At 60.6% G+C, this 19816-nt stretch carries 20 protein-coding genes and 1 pseudogene; 11 read left to right on the forward strand and 10 right to left on the reverse strand.

The window, feature by feature from the left end:
• Window positions 1-21: 21 nt before the first annotated feature.
• Window positions 22-873 (forward strand): aldo/keto reductase, encoded by an 852-nt coding sequence (locus tag J3485_RS26315; RefSeq protein ID WP_206957239.1) that lies wholly within the window; start codon window positions 22-24, stop codon window positions 871-873.
• A 450-nt stretch (window positions 874-1323) separates the two neighbouring features.
• On the opposite strand, the gene J3485_RS26320 is transcribed toward J3485_RS26315, so the two are convergent.
• Both J3485_RS26320 and J3485_RS26325 read right to left on the reverse strand, forming a co-directional pair.
• Window positions 1324-2262, reverse strand: a complete 939-nt coding sequence (locus J3485_RS26320; protein WP_206957240.1) for a threonine/serine dehydratase — start codon at window positions 2260-2262, stop codon at window positions 1324-1326.
• Window positions 2249-3244: a carbon-nitrogen hydrolase family protein gene (locus J3485_RS26325; RefSeq protein WP_206957241.1), complete on the reverse strand. Its 996-nt coding sequence runs from the start codon at window positions 3242-3244 to the stop codon at window positions 2249-2251. Before J3485_RS26325 ends, J3485_RS26320 begins: the two co-directional genes overlap by 14 nt.
• A gap of 107 nt (window positions 3245-3351) precedes the next feature.
• Between J3485_RS26325 and J3485_RS26330 the strand changes: the two genes are divergently transcribed.
• Window positions 3352-4077: an IclR family transcriptional regulator gene (locus tag J3485_RS26330; protein ID WP_206957242.1), complete on the forward strand. Its 726-nt coding sequence runs from the start codon at window positions 3352-3354 to the stop codon at window positions 4075-4077.
• 41 nt (window positions 4078-4118) lie between these two features.
• Window positions 4119-5312, forward strand: a complete 1194-nt coding sequence (locus tag J3485_RS26335; RefSeq protein WP_206958405.1) for a pyridoxal phosphate-dependent aminotransferase — start codon at window positions 4119-4121, stop codon at window positions 5310-5312.
• A 22-nt stretch (window positions 5313-5334) separates the two neighbouring features.
• On the opposite strand, the gene J3485_RS26340 is transcribed toward J3485_RS26335, so the two are convergent.
• Window positions 5335-6528 (reverse strand): NADH:flavin oxidoreductase, encoded by a 1194-nt coding sequence (locus J3485_RS26340; RefSeq protein WP_242538936.1) that lies wholly within the window; start codon window positions 6526-6528, stop codon window positions 5335-5337.
• Window positions 6529-6666: 138 nt separating this feature from the next.
• On the opposite strand from J3485_RS26340, the gene J3485_RS26345 reads away from it, so the two are divergent.
• Complete coding sequence (locus J3485_RS26345; RefSeq protein ID WP_206957243.1) at window positions 6667-7509, forward strand: helix-turn-helix transcriptional regulator; 843 nt, start codon at window positions 6667-6669, stop codon at window positions 7507-7509.
• Window positions 7510-7592: 83 nt separating this feature from the next.
• Entirely contained in the window at window positions 7593-7970 is a 378-nt protein-coding gene (locus J3485_RS26350; protein ID WP_206957244.1) for a cupin domain-containing protein, read from the forward strand.
• Window positions 7971-8116: 146 nt separating this feature from the next.
• On the opposite strand, the gene J3485_RS26355 is transcribed toward J3485_RS26350, so the two are convergent.
• Window positions 8117-8530, reverse strand: a complete 414-nt coding sequence (locus J3485_RS26355; protein WP_242538937.1) for an SDR family oxidoreductase — start codon at window positions 8528-8530, stop codon at window positions 8117-8119.
• A 134-nt stretch (window positions 8531-8664) separates the two neighbouring features.
• On the opposite strand from J3485_RS26355, the gene J3485_RS26360 reads away from it, so the two are divergent.
• The gene (locus J3485_RS26360) at window positions 8665-9540 is read left to right on the forward strand and encodes a tyrosine-type recombinase/integrase (protein WP_206955967.1); all 876 of its coding nucleotides are present in this window, start codon (window positions 8665-8667) and stop codon (window positions 9538-9540) included.
• 21 nt (window positions 9541-9561) lie between these two features.
• Complete coding sequence (locus tag J3485_RS26365; RefSeq protein ID WP_206955966.1) at window positions 9562-10728, forward strand: IS91 family transposase; 1167 nt, start codon at window positions 9562-9564, stop codon at window positions 10726-10728.
• A gap of 314 nt (window positions 10729-11042) precedes the next feature.
• On the opposite strand, the gene J3485_RS26370 is transcribed toward J3485_RS26365, so the two are convergent.
• A complete protein-coding gene (locus J3485_RS26370; protein ID WP_277991650.1) occupies window positions 11043-11570 on the reverse strand; it encodes an SDR family NAD(P)-dependent oxidoreductase in 528 nt (175 codons plus the stop codon).
• Window positions 11571-11663: 93 nt separating this feature from the next.
• On the opposite strand from J3485_RS26370, the gene J3485_RS29610 reads away from it, so the two are divergent.
• The gene (locus tag J3485_RS29610) at window positions 11664-12305 is read left to right on the forward strand and encodes a TetR/AcrR family transcriptional regulator (RefSeq protein ID WP_206957245.1); all 642 of its coding nucleotides are present in this window, start codon (window positions 11664-11666) and stop codon (window positions 12303-12305) included.
• Window positions 12306-12413: 108 nt separating this feature from the next.
• Here the strand turns inward: J3485_RS29610 and J3485_RS26380 are convergent, their stop codons facing one another.
• Complete coding sequence (locus J3485_RS26380) at window positions 12414-13625, reverse strand: ABC transporter substrate-binding protein (protein WP_206957246.1); 1212 nt, start codon at window positions 13623-13625, stop codon at window positions 12414-12416.
• Window positions 13626-13741: 116 nt separating this feature from the next.
• On the opposite strand from J3485_RS26380, the gene J3485_RS26385 reads away from it, so the two are divergent.
• Window positions 13742-14173, forward strand: coding sequence for an HAD hydrolase-like protein (locus tag J3485_RS26385; RefSeq protein ID WP_206957247.1), 432 nt, complete (start codon window positions 13742-13744; stop codon window positions 14171-14173).
• Between the two features lie 77 nt (window positions 14174-14250).
• Here J3485_RS26385 and J3485_RS26390 read toward each other — a convergent pair whose 3' ends face one another.
• Window positions 14251-14856 carry a TetR/AcrR family transcriptional regulator gene (locus tag J3485_RS26390; protein ID WP_206957248.1) on the reverse strand — a complete coding sequence of 202 codons (606 nt, stop codon included), beginning with the start codon at window positions 14854-14856 and terminating at the stop codon, window positions 14251-14253.
• 142 nt (window positions 14857-14998) lie between these two features.
• Between J3485_RS26390 and J3485_RS26395 the strand changes: the two genes are divergently transcribed.
• Together J3485_RS26395 and J3485_RS26400 are read left to right on the forward strand one after the other, a co-directional pair.
• Window positions 14999-15880 (forward strand): NAD-dependent epimerase/dehydratase family protein, encoded by an 882-nt coding sequence (locus tag J3485_RS26395; RefSeq protein ID WP_242538938.1) that lies wholly within the window; start codon window positions 14999-15001, stop codon window positions 15878-15880.
• Window positions 15881-15913: 33 nt separating this feature from the next.
• Window positions 15914-16258, forward strand: coding sequence for a DoxX family protein (locus J3485_RS26400; RefSeq protein WP_206957250.1), 345 nt, complete (start codon window positions 15914-15916; stop codon window positions 16256-16258).
• 52 nt (window positions 16259-16310) lie between these two features.
• On the opposite strand, the pseudogene J3485_RS26405 reads toward J3485_RS26400, so the two are convergent.
• The 3 genes and pseudogenes from J3485_RS26405 to J3485_RS26415 form a co-directional block, all read right to left on the reverse strand.
• A pseudogene (locus tag J3485_RS26405) lies at window positions 16311-17640 on the reverse strand (MFS transporter).
• Window positions 17641-17723: 83 nt separating this feature from the next.
• The gene (locus J3485_RS26410; protein WP_206957251.1) at window positions 17724-18734 is read right to left on the reverse strand and encodes a dihydrodipicolinate synthase family protein; all 1011 of its coding nucleotides are present in this window, start codon (window positions 18732-18734) and stop codon (window positions 17724-17726) included.
• Between the two features lie 137 nt (window positions 18735-18871).
• Window positions 18872-19756: a LysR family transcriptional regulator gene (locus tag J3485_RS26415; RefSeq protein WP_206957252.1), complete on the reverse strand. Its 885-nt coding sequence runs from the start codon at window positions 19754-19756 to the stop codon at window positions 18872-18874.
• Between the last annotated feature and the right edge of the window lie 60 nt (window positions 19757-19816).

Raw genomic sequence — 19816 nt, forward strand, 5'->3', positions numbered from 1 at the left:
ATCGACAGACAGGAAATCGATATGCAACAAGTCACGCTCAATAACGGCGTCGAGATGCCTATCCTCGGCTTCGGCGTTTTTCAGATACGCGACCACGACGAATGCGAACGCTGCGTGATCGACGCCATCAACGCCGGCTACCGCCACATCGACACGGCCGCGTCTTACATGAACGAAGAGTCGGTCGGCAAAGGCCTCCGCGGGAGCGGTGTTGCAAGGGACGAACTCTTCGTTACGACGAAGCTCTGGGTGCAGGACGCCGGCTACGAGCGCACCCAGCACGCTATCGATCAGTCGCTGCGCCGGCTGCAACTCGACTATGTCGATCTCTATCTGATCCACCAGCCCTACAACGATGTACACGGTTCATGGCGAGCGATGGAAGACGCACTTCGCCTGGGCAAGGTTCGCGCGATTGGCGTGAGTAACTTCCACCCCGATCGCCTAATGGACATCAAGGCGTTCAATGAAATTGCACCGGCCGTCAATCAGGTCGAAGTCAACCCGTTCCATCAACAAGCCGAAAACGCGAACTTTATGAAGGACATCGGCGTGCAGGCCGTGGCGTGGGCGCCGTTTGCCGAGGGTAAGAACAATCTCTTTCATCACGATGTCCTGGTGCAAATCGCCGAGAAGCACGGGAAGTCCGTCGGCCAGGTTGTTCTGCGCTGGCTGATTCAGCGAGGGATCGTCGCCTTGGCGAAGTCGGTGCGCAAGGAAAGAATGACGGAAAACCTCGACGTGTTCGACTTCCAACTCGACGAGTCTGATTTCGCGCAGATCGCCGGGCTCGACACCGGGGAAAGCAGCTTCTTCTCGCATCGAGATCCAGCGATCGTCAAGTGGATGAGCGAAAGAAAGCTGGGGGTATAGCACCTTCGAACAACGCGCGCACTCGCCGTCGATGGAGTAATCGGACAAACTGACTCAGAATCTGAAAACGAGCCGAGCCACGATTCATTCCCTTTTTGCCTCCGGTTGCCGGGGCTTCTGCTGCTTCGGGTCGGATCCGCGTCGCGTCGGCGCCCTCGTACATGCGTCCGGGGGCGTTTCATAGGGCACGTCGTTGCAACAGCACGCATAAACCGGAAACCCATACGCGTTCGTGCCGATGATAGTCGTTGGCCCGTGCAGCGGGCAGACCGCTTTCATGGATGCCTCCTGAAACTCATTGGCGAGCGGATTCTATCGTACACGCGGCTCGCCCCTTCGGCATGCGAAAGATGCTTGCAGCAGCGGGCGATTGGAATCGGCCTATCCAGGCCGATCGCTTCCCACCCATCGTCAGTAGGAAGCGCCCGCGCCGGAGTGCTTACGCGAAAGTCAGTTCCGATTCGCTCCGATCGTGCGCGGATCAGCGTTCCCACCACAAATGACGACAACGACGCTTTCTCCAGGTTTGCGCTGATATGCCCCGGAAGCCAGCGCCGCGAAAGCGACTGCACCTCCCGGTTCCGCAACGATCCTAAACTGCTCCCACAAAGAGATTTGGGCATCGCGAATCTGTTGGTCCGATATGAGCACCGATTCGCTGACGCGTTGCTGCAAGATCTCGAACGTGATATCGCCTATGCGCCGACACCCGAGAGAGTCAGCAGCAAGCCCCCCGGTTTCCACATCGACAGGATGCCCGACGGACAGCGCGTTCGCGAGCGTTGGACACAACGCCGGCTCGACCGACACGATCTTGACGCGCGAGTCGAAATACGCGGCTATCCCCGCAGCAAACCCTCCACCGCCCACAGCAAGCAGGACGGTATCGATTTTTTCGATTTGCTGCTCCAGTTCCATCGCGATCGTGCCTTGACCGGCAACCGTCAGCGGATGATCGAATGCGGGCACTTGCATTGCACCGGATTCGGCCGCCCGTGCCTCACTCGCAGCAAGTGCCTCTGCATAGGTATCACCAGCGACGACGGTTTTCGCTCCCAAGCTGTCCAGCAGCGCGCGTTTGAGCGGCGTTGCGAGACTGGGCACGTATATCTCCGCTTTTACGCCGAGCGTGCGCGCAGCATGCGCCACGGCGATGCCGTGGTTACCGCCGGAGGCGGCGATCACCCCTGCCTCCGGAAGCGGTTCGCCCAGTAGCCGGTTGAAAGCCCCGCGCGGCTTGAAAGAACCGGTCACTTGCAGCGACTCGATCTTCAGGTAGGTGTTGCCTGGAACGCCGAACGCCTGCGAGTCGACCCGCAGGATTGGCGTGACTCTTACATAGGGTGAGATTCGGCGAGCTGCGCTGAGGATATCGTCACGCGTGATCATGCTGTTCTGCCTCCTGAGTCATGCGAAACGCCGAATTTGCAGAGCTCGTGACGGATTGCCGTGCTCGCTCATCGACCGAAAGATTGAAAATATCGGGACGTGCATAGTGCCCCGTCACATCGAGATCAAACTTTCCTCGTATGACGTCGTGCAAATCCACTTCAGCGGTCAAGATCGCTTCTTCGTTAAAAACGGGCCCAGCGATGAGTTCGCCGAATGGATTGACGATGCAACTGCCGCCTGCCTGCAGGACCATCTCGGGATCGTCACCGAGCTCGCAGGGATACGCATCGTCGAAATCACCGCACCTCAGAAATTGATTGCATGAGAGCACGTAACACCTTCCTTCAACAGCGATGTGCTGCATGGACGCGATCCAACTCGGCCTGGGGTCCGCCGTTGGCGCGCAATAGATTTGAATACCCTTCGCGTACATTGCCGCTCGCATGAGAGGCATGTAGTTTTCCCAACAAATGACTGCGCCCACGTTGCCAATGGGTGTCTGAAAGACTGGCATGGTCGACCCGTCACCGAACCCCCAAATCATGCGTTCGGCGCCGGTAGGCATGAGCTTTCGGTGCTTACCGAGAAACGTGCCGGACGGATCAAAAAACAGCACGCAGCAGTACAAGGTGCCACCGTCTCGTTCGATGACACCGATCACGAGATAAACCGAACGTTTCCGCGCGATCTCTGAAAGTGCGGTGACAGCCGGGCCGGGGACGTCGATTGCCGCTTCCCAATACCTGCGCCAGGCGTCTCGTCCCTCGCCCGTTCTGCCTCCGACATACGAACCGAACATGTGCCCTTTCGGATATCCACCGATAAATGCCTCGGGGAAGACCACGAGTTGCGCTTCGCGCTTCACAGCGGACGCGACGAGTTCGTCGACTCTCGCCAGCGTGCCGTCGACGTCGAAAGGCACGGGCGTCCCTTGCACGACCGCGGCGATATACGGGGAAGAAGTGCTGTTGGGTTTCATATCCACCTTGTGCATCAATAATGGACAGTGTAGTATCACTGTTAGACACATTATAGACGCGGCACATCCACTTGCAAGGGTGCAGCGTTAGAGCGAGGGTAAGTACGATGTCGGAAGCGGCAACCATCAGCAGCGTGAGTCACGCAGTTCGCCTCGTCGAACTGCTCGCGCGGGCGTCGAAAGCTATGTCGGTGAGTGAGTTGGCTAAATCGCTCGACCTCCCGCGTCCCACGGTTTATCGACTATTAAGAACGCTCCAATCCTTCAACTGGACAGTGCAGGACGGGACGACGTACAGGCTGAGCTATCGGTTGCCGGGCTTGTTCGCTGCGCCCGATGACCTCACGGCACTGGTGGACCGCATCAAACCGCTGCTGTCTCGACTGGCGGCCGAAACGCGGGAAACGGTGCACTTCGCGGTGGCCGAAGGCGATCGCGTCGTGTACTTGGCGAAAGTCGATTCGCCTCATCCTATTCGCATGTTCTCTTACGTCGGCTGGCACGGCCCAATGCACGCGACAGCGGTAGGTAAAGCGCTTCTTGCATGGCCCACGTTATCGCCAGCGATAGACAGAATCTGCGATGAGGGTTTGCATCGCTATACTGCGCGGACGATCGTGGATAAGGATTCGCTCCTGGCAGAGCTCGAACGAACCCGCGCACGCGGCTATGCGGTCGATGACGAAGAACTGATCGACGGATTGATTTGCCTTGCCGCACCGGTGTTGAGTGACGATCGCGTCATAGGCGCGATCTCCGTTGCAGGGCCCAGCAACCGAATGCGTGAGATCGACACGTTTGCGTCGTTGCTGTTGGCATGCGCCGCCCAATGACCGCATACGTATCGATTGACTCATCCCTCTCTGGACGCGCCATGACCCAAAGCCATACGCATTCGATACAAACAAGAACGTCCATCCATGAACTTGCCGGCTCCTTGATCCGCGAAGTCGCCAATAGCGGCATGGGCAAAGCCGATGTCTTGCCGTTCTGGTTCGGGGAATCCGATCTGGCAACCGCCGGCTTCATCCGGGATGAAGCGGCACGCTCGCTTGCCAACGGCGAAACCTTCTACTCGCAAAACCTCGGGCGCCCGTACCTGCGCGAGGGCATCGCAAGCTACCTGACGAGCCTGCACAACCAGCATGTCGAGACGGATCGCATCGCGGTAGTCAGTTCCGGCGTAACGGGGCTCATGATCACCGCGGAATTGCTGCTGGCCCCTCGAGATCGGGTCGTCGCCATCACCCCCCTGTGGCCGAACGTTTGCGAAATTCCAAAGATTCTGAGCGCCGAGGTCGAGCGTGTCCCGCTCTGTGTTCGCGAAGGACGATGGACGTTGGATCTCGATCGCCTCCTCGGCGCGTTGACGCCGAATACCAAAGCATTGATCGTCAATTCTCCGAACAATCCCACGGGCTGGGTGATCGACGAGCAAAGCGTGGCGGCCATCTTGCAGCACTGCCGCCAGCACGGCATCTGGATCGTCTGCGATGACGTTTACGAGCGGCTTGTTTACGACCCGGATTTGCGCTCGGCGCCATCGTTTCTCAAGTACTACAAGGAAGGCGACCGAATCATTTCCGTCAACAGCTTTTCCAAGGCATGGTCGATGACGGGCTGGCGCGCGGGCTGGATGGTGGTGCCACAGGAATTGACTGCCGATCTCGCGAAAGTAATCGAATATAACTTTTCCTGTGTGTTCGAGCCTGTGCAGCGCGCCGCCTCGGTTGCGCTTTTGCATGGAGAGCCGGAAGTTGCGCGCCTCAAAAGAAGGCTGGCAGACACCCGGGCATTACTCAAGGATGCGCTCGTCAGCCTTCCGGATGTCGAAGTGCCTGACGCCGGCGGCGCAATGTATATGTTTTTTCGCATCGCCGGTCGCGACGACTCACTGGCTTTGGCCAAGCAACTCGTGAGCGAAGTCGGCCTCGGCCTTGCCCCGGGCTCGGCTTTCGGTGCCGAAGGAAATGGCTGGCTGCGCTGGTGCCATGCCGTCAGCGCCGATGCAAAGTTACTCGATGGCGTGGACCGGCTGCGCACGTTTCTTTCGCAAAGCAAAGGCTGACGAATATGAGTTCAAACAGTGACTAACGCAGGGTGGCAAACGCGGCCGACGTGAAGTCGGCAATCTGGTCGACGCGATTTTGCCGTATCTTCTCGAGCCACGCAGGGTCTTGCAGCAACGCACGGCCAACTGCTACCAGATCGAACTCGCCGCGCTCCAGCCGCGTGAGCAATCCGTTCAGCGGCGCGAATTGAGCGCTTTTGCCCCCAAAGGATTCGTAGACGTCACCGGACAGCCCGACGGCGCCGACGGTTATCGCGGTGACGCCCGTGAGTTTCTTCGCCCAGCCGGCAAGGTTCAACCCCCCATCGATCTCAGGGAAGGCGGGCTGCCAGAATTTTGGCTGCGAGAGATGGAACGCATCCGCACCCGCTTCGGCGAGCACGGTAAGCCACTGTTCGAGCGCCTTCGGCGTCTCGGCAAGTCGTGCGCTGAAGTCTTTTGGCCTCCACTGCGAAAGACGAAGAATCACTGGGAAGCCCGGGGTCACCACCGTCCGGATTGCCTTCAGAATCTCGACCGCGAAGCGAGAGCGTTCAACGAGCGTCGAGCCGCCATATCTGTCGTTGCGCAAGTTGAGGTGGTCGTAGAAGAACTGATTGATGAGATAGCCGTGCGCGCCCATCAACTCTATTGCGTCGAATCCGAGCCGCTCCGCATCCGACGCTGCGCGCGCGAAGGCGTCGATGGCATTGGCTACATCGGATTCGCTCATCGGTCGACTGATGCGCCCGCCTGTCACTGAAAACCCCGAGGGACTTTCATAGGGCGCGGATGGTATCCAATCGGGTGTCGAGTTCGAGCGCTTATGGCCCACATGAACCAACTGCGGCGCGATGCGCCCACCCGCCGCATGAACCTCGTCCACCACCTTCTTCCAGCCTGCGAGCGCCGCTTCGCCATGAAAGCGGGGCATATCAGGTTCATTGAGCGCAGCCGGACGGCCGATCCCCGCCGCCTCTGTGATGATGAGACCGACGCCATTCTCAGCGCGGCGGCGATAGTAGCCGGCAACCTCGGCGGTCGGCACACCGCCCGGACACATGGAGCGAGTCATCGGCGCCATGACCACGCGGTTCGGTAGGTTGAGGGCATTCAGCCGGTAGGAATTGAACAGAACGTCGAGGTTGGGCATGGGATGTCTGTCGGCCTGTTCGTGAATGACAGGTTCATGGTAGTTACCTTCGGCGGGAATGATAATGCGCGGATTTCCCATAAGATCTATTCTTCAAGAGAATGAGTCAGATGAGAGAAATGCGATGGCTCGGCAGGAATTGAGTGCCTTTATCGGCCTTCGAACGGCTCTGGAGAGGCGTGTAAAATCGACTGCAACGTCTCTTTGGGAGTCAGTCCCATGCTAAGGGTACTTGAACCGGGTGACTACTTTGGCACCACTACCCTGCAATATGGCGATGACGGGATCTCAGTCGTGGAGACTCATTTCGCAACGGATCTGATCATCCCGCAGCACGAACACGTCAATCCGTTTTTCTGTTTCGTGCTGGACGGTCACGGCACACGATCCTGGCCGGCACGCCGTGGCGAAGACGGGCCGATGTCACTGACGCTTTTCCCCGCAGGCGTACCGCATGCAAATTGTTGGTACGGAGCCGGCGGCAAGGCACTCCATGTCGAGTTTTCGCCCACGTGGCTGCAGCGGCTTGGTGGCCGAACCCGGGTTCTCGATCGTCCCGATGACTTTGCCGGCGGAGCTCCGCTGTCGTTCATGCGCCGTCTGGTCCGCGAGTGCCGCGAACAGGATTTCGCTACGTCGTTGGCGGTTGAAGGGCTGGTACTCGAACTTCTTGCGGCCTGCGAGCGGTCCGTCCCGCGTGCTGCAACAGTTGGCGGCTCACGTCGATGGCTCGGCCGCGTGGAAGCATTACTGCACGATCGCTTTCGCGAGGCACTAACGTTGGATGAAATCGCTTCAGACAGCCATGTTTCCGCCGATCACCTCGCACGTGAATTCCGTAAGCACTTTGGCCGCACTGTTGGAGAATACGTGCGCCAGCTTCGGCTCGATTTCGCATGCGCCCAATTGGCCGGTGGACGCCACTCGCTCGCAGCCATTGCGGAGGCCGCCGGTTTTGCGGACCAAAGTCACTTTACGCGTGTCTTTCGGCGCCGAATGGGACTGACGCCAGGCGCGTACCGCGCGCAGTTGCTTGAAGATCGCTCCTGTACCAACGATTGACGGTTCGGTACAAGATCCACGGAACGGTTACGGCTTAGAGTTGCTCGCATGTTCGACACGAACCAACGTTCAAGGAGATCGATGTGAGCAACGACGCCTTTCCGTATCTGACCCGCCTCAACGTCCTCCACGCCTTCGGCGAAATCATCGACGTTCCTGCCCTCGTGGCGGCAAACAACCACCCCTGGTATAACCAGACGCTATGTGAGGTGAACCAATCGGTAGTCCGGCTTGGCGTGGTGCAAGGCGAATATCACTGGCACAAGCATGAAGCTGAGGACGAATTCTTTTATGTCGTGAGTGGGCACTTCCTCATTGACCTCGAGGGCTGGAGCGTGGATTTGAAACCGGGGCAGGCGTTTGTCGTGCGTAAAGGTCTGTTGCATCGCCCTCGAGCGCCCGAGAAAACGGTGATCCTGATGGTAGAGGCGGCGGGAATCGTTCCCACCGGTAACACGTGATGCACTGAGGCTGGTTACTCGTTGCGTGATCGTCTGCGACAAAACATAAACGGACCATGCCGAGCATGAAGCTGGCGTCCGTATAGTGCAGAGGTCCGGTCACTAGCGGTTGCCGCAAACCGATCGCTTGACGGCAACCCGAAGTTTTAGAGCCGGGCACCACCCGTCGCGTCGATGACCTGTCCCGTGATCCATCGGGCGTCAGACGACGCGACGAAGGCGATGACGTCTGCTACGTCGGCGGGTTGACCGACACGCGAGAACACCGACAGGGCTTCAGCGCCGGCGCGTGCTTCGGGAATCGTGATCCAGTCCGCATTCATGTCGGTCTCCGTGACGCCCGGCATTACCGTATTGACCGTGATGCCGCGAGGACCGAACTCGGGTGCGAGCGCCAGCGTTAGCGTTTGAATTGCGCCTTTCGACGCCGCGTAGGCGGGATGCGTCGGCGCCGCGACACGCGTAAAGCCTGTCGAAATGTTGATGATCCGTCCGTTATCGCGGATATGATCAGCAACGGTCTGGATCAAGAAGAACGGTGCCTTGAAGTTGATCGTCAACAACTCATCGATGGACTAAACCGCTCGCGCGGTAGGGGCTACGATCCGACGCTGAAGGTCAGGGAGAGGCCGGTCGCGCGGCTTTATGTTGGCGAATGAGGCAATCCGCCTCGTTCTTCAGCAGGAGTCCCATCATGACCTCCTCACAGTCAAACGTCAGTCCGCTGCGCCAGCGCATGATCGACGACATGCGCATGCGCCAGCTTGCCCCCAAGACGCAGGACATCTATCTGCACATCGTGCGTGAGTTCGCGCGGTTTCTCGGACGCTCACCGGACACGGCCACCGTCGAGGACCTGCGCCGCTACCAGCTCCATCTGGTCGACCACGGCACATCGGCCGTGTCGCTGAACCACGCGATCACCGGCCTGAAGTTCTTCTTCACCGTCACGCTCGACCGGCCCGAGCTGATGGTCAGAATGCATCCCGTGCGCGTGCCCCGCATATTGCCCGTCGTGCTCAGTCCCGATGAGGTCCGGCGCCTCATCGAGGCGGCCGGCAACCTCAAGCACCAGACCGCGCTGTCGGTCGCGTACGGCGCGGGGCTACGCGCCAGCGAAGTGGTCGCGCTGAAGGTCACCGACGTCGACAGCGAACGCATGACACTGCGTATCGAGCAGGGCAAGGGCCGCCGCGACCGCTATGCGATGCTCTCACCGGTGCTGCTCGAGCGTCTGCGTGCGTGGTGGCGCGTGGCGCGTGCGCAGGGCAAGATGCTCGATGGCGGGTGGCTGTTTCCCGGCCTCGATCCGCTCGATCAGTTGAGCACGCGGCAACTGAACCGCGCCATTCATGCCGCCGCCGAGGCTGCGAACATCGACAAGCGCGTGTCCATGCACACGCTTCGGCATAGCTTCGCGACACACTTGCTTGAACAGAAGGTGGACATCCGCGTGATCCAGGTGCTGCTCGGCCATGCGAAGCTCGAGAACACCGCGCTCTACGTCCAGGTGGCCACCGACCTGCTGCGCGAGGTCACCAGTCCGCTGGACCGTCTGCCCTCCGAGTAGACCCGCGTGCTGTAGCGCCTCATGCTGGAGGTTGCGGACATCTTCCGCAGCCACGGGCCAGCGTGGCGGGCCACCACACAGTTGAGCCTGGGGCAGCTGAAGGTCATGTCGGCCATCGAACGGTGCCGCACGGCGGCACTGGGCGGGCATGTGCTGCGCTGTTCAGGCTGCGCAAGGACAGAGGTGTCCTTCAACTCGTGCCGCAACCGGCATTGCCCGAAGTGCCAGGCCAGCGCAGCACACCGCTGGCTGGAGGCACGCCAGGCCGATCTGCTGCCCGTCGAATATTTCCACGTCGTCTTCACGCTGCCCGCGCCCGTCAGCGCCATCGCCTGGTACAACAAGCGGATCATCTACGGCCTGCTGCTCGACATCGCCTTTGAGACGCTGCGCACGATCGCCGCCGATCCCAAACACCTCGGCGCCCAGATCGCGGCCACGCTCGTACTGCATACCTGGGGCTCGGCCCTCACGCATCACCCGCATGTGCACGGCATCGTGCCCGGTGGCGGGCTGTCGCCCGATGGTGAGCGCTGGATCGCCTGCCGGCCCGGCTTCTTCCTGCCGGTGCGCGTGCTCTCACGCCTGTTCCGCCGACGCTTCCTCGAAGCGCTCGAAGTGGCCCACCGCAATGGCCAGCTACAGTTCTTCGGCGAGTACACCGGGCTCGCGGACCCCGCCACCTTTGCCCGGTGGCTGGCACCGCTGCGTACCTGCGAATGGGTGGTCTACGCAAAGCGCCCGTTCGCCGGACCGAAGGCGGTGCTCGAGTACCTCTCACGCTACACGCACCGCGTCGCCATCTCCAACCAGCGTCTGCTCGCCTTCGACGAGCGCGGCGTGACGTTCCGTTGGAAGGACTATCGCGCGAAGGGGCGCACCCGCTACAAAACCATGACGCTAGAGGCTAGCGAATTCATGCGCCGCTTCCTGCTCCATGTGCTGCCCGGTGGTTTCCATCGCATCCGTCACTACGGGCTGCTCGCCAACCCGGTCCGACGCGCCAGTCTCGCCAAAGTGCGCGAGCTGCTGCACGTCGCACCCGGCATCGCCCCGTCACCGGACACCACCATCGCTACCCGGCCCGTCTTCGTCTGCCGCCACTGCGGCGCGCCGATGATCGTCATCGACGTATTCGCGCGCAGCGCCCCAATCCGCGCACCCCCAACGCACCGGCCGCACACATGAACTCCACGGTTCCCCGATATCCGAACCGACCGTCGGCTTTGCGGCAACGCGGCCCACGAGCGGACGTTTGCGCGTGTCACGTCGCCACGCTCCTCGCACGGCCGCCTCGTCATCGCGATTACACGACGGCACCGCTTCGCTACCCTGTCAGCGCCCAGCCAGCATCCAACTCCGTCCAGTTGCACCCGGCACGATTGAGCATCCCCGCCTATCAATCGCCATAGCCGCGAAATCTCCAACCGCATCGGGGCACTCCGCGGTTTCCTCCATCGGGCTTATTCGACGCCTGCCGACATGTGCAGAGGTATGCACATTCATGCGCCCGATGGCTGGCATCGAATAAACCTTAACGATTTAACGATAGCCGCGAAATCTCCAACCGCATCGGGGCACTCCGCGGTTTCCTCCATCGGGCTTATTCGACGCCTGCCGACATGTGCAGAGGTATGCACATTCATGCGCCCGATGGCTGGCATCGAATAAACCTTAACGAAGATGGACTCACTGGTCTGCGCCAGAGAAACGGCAGGTGCCACACCGGCATTGTTGACGAGAATGTCGAGCCGAGGCTCACCGGTAGCGGCAACCGCAGCCCTTGAGAACTGTTCCCAAAGGCTGTCCGTCGCTTCCTTACCCCCTCTCAGATCGGCCTTGATAGCGACGGCTTTTGCACCAAGACGCTCGATCTCTCGGATCGTTGCGGCGGCCGCATCGGTATTGGTGCCATAGTGCACACCGATCAGCGCGGCACCTTCTCGTGCGAAGGCCAGCGCTGCTGCACGGCCGATCCCACGTGAGCCTCCCGTGATAAGGGCAACCTTGCTTGATAGCTTTCCAGACATCGATCACTCCGTTTTCAGTTAATTTTCTAGGGATCGCTATAATATTGAGCGGCGAAGAGTGCTGTCAACGATTTTTATAGGCTTCGATACAAAATGAGCGAATCACCTCGGAAACGCGGCCGGCCCAGGACGCTGGACCGCGATGTCGGGCTCGACATCGCAGCGCGGCTATTTTGGGAGCGAGGATACGAGGGCACCTCGATAGCCGACCTAACCCAGGCCATGGGCATCACGCCTCCGTCGCTCTACGCGACGTTCGGTTCGAAGGATGATTTGTTTAGGCAGGCACTCGACCGGAACGGTGAGCGCGAGAACCAAAATCGTCTTGGCGCGCTGCAAAGGCATACGTCGGCTTACGACGCTATAGCGTGCTACTTGCACGATGCGGCGGCGGGTTTTACGGACCCCAGCAAGCCGCGGGGGTGCATGGTGTCGACTGCCGTTCTTCAGCATGGCGACAAAAGCGAGGCCGCAGCGCGAGAAGTCGCTGCACGGCGCGATCTTGCAATACAGTTGATCGAGAAACGGTTTGACCGCGCGGTCGCCGAAGGGGAACTTGCAACCGAGACCGACACCAACGCACTCGCACGCTTTTATGCAGCCGTCGTGCAGGGCATGTCTGCGCAAGCATGCGACGGAGCTTGTTCTGAGACATTGAGGCGTTTGGCCGATATTGCGTTGTCGGCATGGCCAGGAATTTCAACAGGCCGCCGGGCACAGGCTTCGCAGGCGTAATTTCGTTCTTCCGCGAAAAGAGTACGTTCAGGTGTGCCCAATTTCGCGCTCGTCAGCCGGCCATGATCATGTAGCCGGCTTCCTCGACCTGCGTCGCAACCATCGAGTTCAGTCGCCGGCGACATCGCCGGTCGGCACCCAATGCTGCCCGTTGAAGCGGAGAAGATAGAGTTGCTTGATCGGGCGATAGTCGGTGGGCGACGTCGAAATCCGAATTCCGGGGCGCAGCATGCCCAGTTCGAGGTTCAAGCTCGCGGCCTGCTTCATCACGTTCTCTCGGGTCAAATCGTTGCCGCATTGCTTTAGCACCGCAACCAGCGTCTGCGCGACTTCATAGCCGTAGACATTGTTGGCGTCACGCTCGTTGGCTTCGGTGTTGTATTGCTTCATCCAGGCGAGAAACGCGCGCACGTCCGGGTCCTGCCTCGAACGAGGATCGCTCCAGCCCTTCGAGCGCGCGTTGGTGATGATGCCGTTGGCTTTCTCGAGACCCGCGGGTTCGATAAACGCCGCAATGGAAAGCGACCCGTTTGGGATGAACTGCAACGGATGCCAATCGATATCGTAAGCTTCGCGTATCGCTTCGGTCGCGAACCGGCCGAATGTCATGTTCAGGAAAACGTTGGCGCCCGAGTCCTTGAGCGCAACGACGTGCGCGTCGATCCCAGTAGGATCGCCGTACGAGATCGCCTCTTCCTTGACGATCATCGTTGCCGCTTTTTCGCCTAGCGCTTCGCGAATGGCGGTCACATATTCGTGTCCTGCTTCGTCGTTGCCGTAGAGCACGCCGATCTTCGCGTCGGGCTTGTTGCGCAGGATGTACTTGGCGTAGGCGGCCGCCTCGGTGTGCCGTGAGGCTTCCCAGCCCATCGTCCAGGGGAAATGCTGCGGATCGTCGAACGTCGATGCGTTGCTCGCAACGAAGAGCTGAGGCACGTGTTTCTCGTTCATGTACGGGCGGATCTCGAGATTGCTCTGTGCGCCGAACACACTGACCAGCAGTAGCACCTGATCCTCGTCGACGAGTTTGTGCGCGAGCGCGACCGCGGTTTGCACGTTCGAGCCGCTATCGACGCTCACGAAATTGATCTTGCGGCCGTTGATGCCGCCTTCATCGTTGATCATCCGAAAGTACGCCGCCTCGGCGCGTGCGATCTGGCCATATTCGGCGAATACGCCGGTGTAGGCCGTCACGTTGCCCACTTTGATCTCGGTATCGGATGCGCCAGGGCCATATTTGCCCTGTGCCGATGCAACGGTGCACGCCATGCATGCCGTCATGAACGCGAGCGAAACGAAGCGCAGCTTGTGGCTGTTCATACGTGGCGCCTCCGTTCGACTTGTTGCGTGCTACGGCGAAAGGGGTACGGCACCCGATGATGCACCCTGCCCTGCATGTCATCTTAGTGGCGGGTGCAAGGGCGGTCTAGCGCGCTTTGAGGGTTGGCCCTCAAAAAGGACTCTTCTGGTTTGATCGCGATGGTCCAAAGCTGGACTGCGGCAGTTTCATCGTCGGGCTGGAAGCGGCTACGGGCAAAGCAGCGACAGTCACAGGCAAGCCGTCCGAAATGTTCTTTGAGCAGGCACTCACTCATGTCGGCTGCGGCGCCAACGAAGCGCTGATTATCGGTGATGACATCAGCACCGATGTGCTCGGCGCAGCGCGCGTAGGCGCAACATCGCGCATGATGAAGTGGAAAACGCACCTTGAAGAAACCCTCGTCCAAACGCTTGAGGGTTGTCGTCTCGGCTCGCTGCGCATCGATATAGGTATATCTTCATCACCCTATACTTTGCTAGATTTCAATATAGACCACCTCATTCGCTCTCGGGTGAGCGAAGTGGACTCGACAACTACAGTTCCTTAGCTCGTGGAGCGTTGCAGGTGGGAAGTATGGCGAGGCGCGCTCCGCACGCAGTAGCTCGACATCTCATACGGCGCTCCTTAGCGAAGTGCCGCCGCCACCGCCTCGTCAATCTGCAGTGCAAAGCGCGCGTCGACATCAGGCACCGTGAAGCCAATCGACAGTTCCAGATACGCGTCGCCGAGCACCAACTGAACGAATGTCGTTGCCCGCAATGCAGCAGTCGATTCGTCAAATCGCTTTCGCAGAATTTTTGCGGCGAAGGCACGCACGACCTTTGCCCCATTTTCGTAAAACACCTGGCCCAGCTCCGGAAGACGCTCGGCCTCGGCAACGATGGCCCGGTAAAGTCGCAGGTTATCCGGCGTGATAAGGATTTGGGCCAACACCCACCCCAACTCGCGCAACTCGACTTCGGGGGATTCAGCGGATTGCTCGTCCAAAGCGCGGGCAAGAAATCCACCCACCTGAGCGCACATCGAACTCACCAGACCAACGAAGAGCGCCTCCTTCGACTTGAAGTGACGGTAGACCGTCTGTTTGCCAACGCCAGCGGCCGCGGCAACATCGTCCATCGTTGCCAGACCGAAACCTTGACTTAAAAAAACGATTTTCGCGCCGTCGAGGATTGCAGACCGCTTGCGGCATTGCAGCGGGCTCAGGCCGGGGAGAGAAGAAGTATCCATGCCAGATAAATAGCAGATCACCGAGTAGTTGACAAGACTGGCTAGTCTCGTTTAGATTTGTCAAAACGAGACCGATAAGTCTCGTTCGTGAGACTCATCAACTTCGCAGGCAATCATCGAGGGGAATGCTTTGAAACTGTTCATGACAGGTGGTACGGGCTTCATCGGGCAAGCGGTCGCGCGCAAGGCAATCAGCCTCGGCCATCAGGTGACGGCGCTGGTGCGCGATGACAGGTCGGCGGCCGCGAGCGCGCTGGCACGTCTCGGCGTGCACCTGCATGGCGGCGACTTGCGTGAGCCACAGTCTTTCGCTGCGGCTGCCGGTGCCGCCGATGGCGTGGTGCACGCCGCGTCGACCAACGATGCTTCCGCCGCTGCCGCTGATGAAGCCGCAGCCGTCGCGATGCTTTCGCATTTGCATCCGGGCGCGGCGTTTGTCTATACGTCCGGCACTTGGGTTTACGGCAATACGGAGGGCAAGCTCGCGACTGAAACATCGGCGCTGAACCCGACTCCACTCGTCGCCTGGCGGCCCGCAGTGGAGCAACAGGTGCTGGCGCTAGCAGGACGCCGCTCGATTGCAGCGGTGATCCTCAGGCCGGCGATGGTGCACGGCCACGGCGGCGGCGTCTTCGGCATGCTTGCCGGCATGGTCCGTCAAACCGGCAGTGTGAGAGTCGTCGGCGATGGCCGCAACCACTGGCCTGCCGTGCACGTCGATGATCTCGCCACGGCCTACCTGAGCGCGGTGGAGCGAGCGGCAAGCGGGGATGATCGAGTCGCGGGACAGATCTTCAACGTAGTCGCGGAAGATGCCGTTGCCGTTGCCGAAATGGGTGAAGCCATTCGAGCCTCGGTCGGCGCCGATCGCGTCGAATTTTGGCCGCTCGACGATGCTCGCAAATCGTTTGGGCCCTTTGCCGATGCACTGGCGCTCGACCAAACGGTAAGCGGCCAGCTTGCCCGGCGAGTGCTTGCGTGGGAACCCAACGGCCCTGCCCTGCTTGCGGACCTCTCCGCATAGAAGCACTTTCAGCAAAGCTGACGGAGCATGACGATGGCGTTAAACACTGCATCTTTCGAATCGATTCTCGCGATGATCGTAGCGGTTCTGTTCGCGGTTGCTGGGGTGGTCAATCTCGCAGGACTTGGCGCGGTGAAGCGTGACTTCGCACGCTGGGGTTACCCGGCATGGTTTCGGTTGCTCTGCGGCGCTCTCGAGCTCCTTAGTGCAGCACTTGTTCTGGGACAACAAACCAGCGTTTTAGGCTTAGCGCTGGCCGGGACGATCATGATTGGCGCGCTCTTCACGTTGCTACGAAATCGAGAGCCGTTCCGACATCTCGCCCCGGCGCTGATCTTCTCGGCTCTCATTGTGGTGGCTGTGGCGGTCCGCGGTTGAGCTTCCTTGATGCTCCGCGCTACCTGAGTGAAATGATGGCGGCGTCCAATGATCAATTCGCCGAACCATAGTCCCGACGCCCCTCAGGCTGCGCCGGCACAAAAAGCAACACGAGCAAAGCGGAAAGCGTAAGCATCGCAGCCGTCAACATGAGCCCCGATGCTAGCGTATGCGTCCAACTCTTCAGCCAGCCGATCACCGTCGGACTCACGAAGCCTGCCAAATTGCCGGTGCAGTTGATGAGCGCAATGCCAGCCGCTGCAGCGGTGCCACCGAGGAACGCGGTGGGCAGCGCCCAGAACATCGGCAGCGCGGTGATCACGCCCGAGACGGCCAACGTCAGGCCCACCATCGAAAGCAACGTGTCGTTGCCATTCGCCGCGCAAAGCGTGAAGCCCGCGGCCGCGGTCAACGCGGGAACGATCACATGCCAGCGGCGCTCGCGCGTGCGGTCGGCATGACGACTTACCGCGATCATCGAGACGAGCGCCGCTGTGTATGGGATCATCGTGAGCAAGCCGATCATGAGCGGATCGGCCACGCCCGCATGGCGGATGATCGTCGGCTGCCAAAAGCCGATCGCGTACGAGCCCATCACAATACCGAAGAGGGTCAGGCATAGCACCCAAACGCGAGCGGAGCCGAACATGGCCGCCACCGAAGCGTGAGTGCGCGTCGCCTCTTCCGCTGCGATCTCGTCTTGTACCCAACGCTTCTCTTCGCGACTCAGCCACGCCGCGTCGGCAACGCGATCGTCGAGCCAGCGATAGACGATCACACCCAGTAGCGCGGAGGGCAAGGCCTCGACAATGAACAACCACTGCCAACCTTCTAAACCACCTAGGCCGTTCAACGCATCCATGAGGTAGCCCGATAGCGGGCCGCCCAGCAAGCCGGATACGGGAATGCCGGCCATCAACGTGGCAACCATGCGTCCGCGCCGCCGCGCGGGAAACCAGTAGGTCAGATACAGGATCATGCCGGGAAAGAATCCGGCTTCCGCCACCCCAAGGAGGAAGCGCACCACGTAGAACATAGCCGGCGTGCGCACCCACGCGGTGGCCATCCGTCAGCACCGCCCACGAGATCATGATGCGTGCGATCCATCGGCGAGCGCCAACTCGATGCATCAGCAGATTGCTTGGCACTTCGAACAGAAAGTAGCCGATGAAGAAAAGTCCGGCACCGAGCCCGTATGACGCATCGCTGAAGTGCAGGCTGGAGAGCATTTGCAGTTTTGCGAAACCTACGTTGACGCGATCGAGATAGGCCGCAACGTAGCTCGCAAAGAGAAGCGGCAGGAAACGCCGCGCGATGCGGCGGAACGCGAGGTCGGCAAGATCGGGGGCGAGCGCCTCCGGATAGGTGGTACGGCTGAACATGGTGTGTCTCCTCGACCGCCGGTCCGTGGTTCGCCACGGTATCGCGCGGGTGCATTTGTCGTAGGTAGTGCGCGTCGGTTACTTCAATTTCGCTCTGCAGCGGCAGCAAGAGCGACTGCGCCCTCAGCGGCGGCGCAGAGCGAGCCGGCATCGTCGATATGAAACCCGATATCCGTCAGAGCGCGCTGCAATTCGCCCTGTTGAGCGCGATCCAGTTCGACCAGCGGCGCGCGGACGGCCGCCCATTGCACGTCTCCCGACTGCCATGCAATCGCCGCTTTCATCGCGGCAATGATCGGATAGCGCTGGAAGATGGCCCGCGTATCGTTCAGTTGGCGCTGCCGTGCTTCGGCGTCCTGCGCTTGCCAGCTTCGCTCAAGCGCCACGATCGCCGCGGCATTGACGTTGCCCGTCGCTGTAATGCACCCCGCGCCTCCGTGCTGCAATGTGGGCAGCAATACCGCTTCGGTGCCTGCGAACACGTCGAAGGTCGGAGACTGGAAAGTGTCCAGCAGCGCGCGCGTATGGATCCAGTCGCCGGCGCTATCCTTGATGCCCGCCATCACGCCGGGGTACTGGCGAAGCAATCGCTCGATCAGACTGAAGTTGATACTCACCTGCGATACCGGTGGGATGTGATAGAGGTACACGCGCAGCCGTGGATCGGCTACGGTGTCGATCACGGTAGCGAACGCGCGATACAGCCCTTCGTCGCTCACGCCCTTGTAGAAGAACGGAGGCAACATGAGTGCGCCGGCACAGCCAGCTTGCACTGCGTGACGCGTGAGCTCGATCGCGTCGAGCAATGCGCAAGCGCCGGTGCCAGGCATCATCCGCGCCGCGGGCAAGCCGGCCTCCAACAATGCGTCCAGCAATCCGCGTTTTTCCGCGACCGAGAGCGAGTTTGCCTCCGAGTTGGTGCCGAACAGGGCTAGGCCTACCCCTTGTCGCATCAGCCAGCGGCAATGCTTCACCAAGCGCGGGATCGAAGGCGCTTGCTCGGCATCGAACGGTGTAAGTACCGGCGAAAGCACGCCACGCAGGCGCTCGTCGGTTGGGTGGCTGGGGTGGACGCTGGCCGAATGTGCACTCATGCGCTCTCCTTCAGGTGATGTTCAGGGCAGTCGGTGCAGTGCCGCCTGTTCGCCTGCCGAGCCGACGATCTGACGCTGCCGGCGCAGTATCACGCTGCCAAAGCGCACGTGAAAGTACGGTCCGCTTGCTTCACACCTCAGGAGTTTTTGTGTTCGACGAAGGCCTTGGCCGCTTCGAGGAAAGCGCGCACGAGTCTGATGCGGGCAGACGAGCGATTCCACAATAGGCCCACGGTACGCGTCGGAAACGCATGCGGGAGGGGCCATTTCGCGAGCGAAAGACCGGCAAAGCGCGAACTGAGCCAGTCCGGCACAAGCGACACGCCAAGGCCCCGATCGACCAGCACGGCAATGGCATCGAGGCCGTCCAGCTCGCAGCGGTGGCGCGGCTGCAGCCCGTGTTGGCGCAGATAGGCGTCCGCGAGCTGCCCGCCCACCGCATTGCGGTCGTAGCGCACGAACGGTTCGGTCTCAATGGTGCGGTGCACGTCGTTCACCCGCATCGCCGCAGGCGTGAGGAGCACGAGCGGCTCCTCTCGGAAGGTGTGCCAGTCGCAACTCTTCGGCAGGTCCGTCAAAGGATGCACGAGTACAGCGGCATCGAGTTCTCCGTGCGTGACCCTGCGATAGAGTTCGAGAGAATTCGCGGGCTCGAGCCAAATATCGATCTGCGGATGCCGCGTGAGCATCTGCGCCAGTGCATCCGGTATCAAGCCGGTCATCATCGTGGGCGTGCCGCCCAACCGCAGTTGCCCTGCCAGTACGGAGGCATCGACGAGATCCGACGTAAGGTCGCGGATGCCATGCAGTATCGAGCGCGCCCGCTCGAGAATGCGCTCGCCCGCCTCGGTCGTGCCCACGGTGCGCCCATTACGTCGTACTAACTTCGCACCGAGTTCCTCCTCGAGCATCTTCACACGCTGCGCCACGGCTGCGGGTGTGAGGTCTAATCGACGCGCGGCTTCGGCGATCGAGCCCAGCTCAACCACATAGACGAAACTCTGCAGATAGCGCGAGTCCATCGATAGAAACTCTATGGTTTGAAGAAGGCGAAGGATACTGTTTTTACGGTCCGGCGGCTA

This window comes from Trinickia acidisoli (assembly GCF_017315725.1).
GTDB classification, from domain to species: Bacteria; Pseudomonadota; Gammaproteobacteria; order Burkholderiales; family Burkholderiaceae; genus Trinickia; species Trinickia acidisoli.

Coding starts and splice junctions, on each gene's coding strand:
- J3485_RS26315 (WP_206957239.1), top strand. CDS start 22: ATGCAACAAGTCACGCTCAATAACGGCGTCGAGATGCCTATCCTCGGC.
- J3485_RS26320 (WP_206957240.1), bottom strand. CDS start 2,262: ATGATCACGCGTGACGATATCCTCAGCGCAGCTCGCCGAATCTCACCC.
- J3485_RS26325 (WP_206957241.1), bottom strand. CDS start 3,244: ATGAAACCCAACAGCACTTCTTCCCCGTATATCGCCGCGGTCGTGCAA.
- J3485_RS26330 (WP_206957242.1), top strand. CDS start 3,352: ATGTCGGAAGCGGCAACCATCAGCAGCGTGAGTCACGCAGTTCGCCTC.
- J3485_RS26335 (WP_206958405.1), top strand. CDS start 4,119: ATGACCCAAAGCCATACGCATTCGATACAAACAAGAACGTCCATCCAT.
- J3485_RS26340 (WP_242538936.1), bottom strand. CDS start 6,528: ATGGGAAATCCGCGCATTATCATTCCCGCCGAAGGTAACTACCATGAA.
- J3485_RS26345 (WP_206957243.1), top strand. CDS start 6,667: ATGCTAAGGGTACTTGAACCGGGTGACTACTTTGGCACCACTACCCTG.
- J3485_RS26360 (WP_206955967.1), top strand. CDS start 8,665: ATGACCTCCTCACAGTCAAACGTCAGTCCGCTGCGCCAGCGCATGATC.
- J3485_RS26365 (WP_206955966.1), top strand. CDS start 9,562: ATGCTGGAGGTTGCGGACATCTTCCGCAGCCACGGGCCAGCGTGGCGG.
- J3485_RS26370 (WP_277991650.1), bottom strand. CDS start 11,570: ATGTCTGGAAAGCTATCAAGCAAGGTTGCCCTTATCACGGGAGGCTCA.
- J3485_RS29610 (WP_206957245.1), top strand. CDS start 11,664: ATGAGCGAATCACCTCGGAAACGCGGCCGGCCCAGGACGCTGGACCGC.
- J3485_RS26380 (WP_206957246.1), bottom strand. CDS start 13,625: ATGAACAGCCACAAGCTGCGCTTCGTTTCGCTCGCGTTCATGACGGCA.
- J3485_RS26390 (WP_206957248.1), bottom strand. CDS start 14,856: ATGGATACTTCTTCTCTCCCCGGCCTGAGCCCGCTGCAATGCCGCAAG.
- J3485_RS26395 (WP_242538938.1), top strand. CDS start 14,999: ATGACAGGTGGTACGGGCTTCATCGGGCAAGCGGTCGCGCGCAAGGCA.
- J3485_RS26400 (WP_206957250.1), top strand. CDS start 15,914: ATGGCGTTAAACACTGCATCTTTCGAATCGATTCTCGCGATGATCGTA.
- J3485_RS26410 (WP_206957251.1), bottom strand. CDS start 18,734: ATGAGTGCACATTCGGCCAGCGTCCACCCCAGCCACCCAACCGACGAG.
- J3485_RS26415 (WP_206957252.1), bottom strand. CDS start 19,756: ATGGACTCGCGCTATCTGCAGAGTTTCGTCTATGTGGTTGAGCTGGGC.